Origin of the sequence: Sphingobacterium sp. SGL-16, assembly GCF_011043515.1 — a bacterium.
GTDB lineage: Bacteria > Bacteroidota > Bacteroidia > Sphingobacteriales > Sphingobacteriaceae > Sphingobacterium > Sphingobacterium litopenaei.
The window spans coordinates 1-1,136 of sequence record NZ_JAAKGQ010000113.1; the positions used below are offsets into that span (position 1 = coordinate 1).

A 1,136-nucleotide genomic window follows, 5' to 3' on the forward strand; every position below is an offset into this window, starting at 1 on the left:
ATACAGCGGGATGTTTCGGATAGTTTTGGGCTTTGTCTTGTTATGCAGACTCACCCACATCCAACTGCCTAATTCGCCTCCTGTACGTCAGGCCAGAGATTTACCGCCAGCTTCCTTCAGATTCCTCCTCACGGAGGACACCCTTGCCTTAAGTTAACGTTTCCCACTATCAAGGCACGTTCGGGACTCACACCCTAGAGTTCACGCCCATGCCGGGCGCACATAAAAAAAAAGGATACATTTTATAAAAATGTATCCTTTTTTTATGCCTAAAATCATTACTGTCCTAAATAAATTTTAGGCCGCAGATTATCTGCTATCTTCTATGAATTAAGGAAGCTTTTGTTAAAAAATCCGAAATATTCCCTCTCTATTGTTTTAGAAGAGTTTAAACTGTCCAATTTTATCAGGAGGTTTACCAGAAAAGAATGGATCATTAGCCCATTTCCAGAGATCAATTTTCACAAATATATTTAATCGAATAAAGTTCACAAGATTGGATAAATTCCAATCATATTTAGCCTTCTTCTGAATGTATTTAAAGAGTAGTATTCCTATTAATGCAGTCCAAATTTGAATGTAGACAGCATTTTCTGAGGTTCCTACAAAACTGGCTGTTTTAGATGCTTAAAGAAAGTTTCAATCTCCCATCTTTCTTTATATAAGGCCGCTACTGTTGATGCTTTCCAGGTGAAATTGTTTGTTAAAAACTCATATTCAGCCTTATTTATGCTGTCCCAAAAACATACTATACGCATTTTCTTTCCTTGATAGTGCTTTTTAGCATCCCCAAGTTCAATAATTTGATCCTGAAGGACGCCGCTGTCCTGGAGTGCCTCACTTTGAAATGTTTTCACTACCGTATATTTCATGTTGCTTTTACTGCGTGTAACAAAAAAGGAATGATTGCTGTCCAAAACGTTCATCCAAGCATAATCAACGTAGCCTCTATCCACAACCACCACACAGCCTTTAGGAAATGAAATGGTCTTGGCGATTTTAGATTCATGTTGTTTACCATCTGTGATATGCACAAAACTGGGCATACAGCCATCATAATCAAGTATAGTATGAAGTTTTACAGCTCCCTTAGCACTGCGGAATTTAGCCCAGTCAAATACACTTAAGCATAAAGG

Annotated in this window: 1 protein-coding gene; it reads right to left on the reverse strand. The window is 38.1% G+C overall.

Going from position 1 to position 1,136, the window contains the following annotated elements; genetic code table 11:
• Window positions 1-602: 602 nt before the first annotated feature.
• Window positions 603-1,136, reverse strand: a 534-nt coding sequence (locus tag G5B32_RS16880) for an IS4 family transposase (protein WP_165292660.1), incomplete at its 5' end; no start/stop codon positions are given.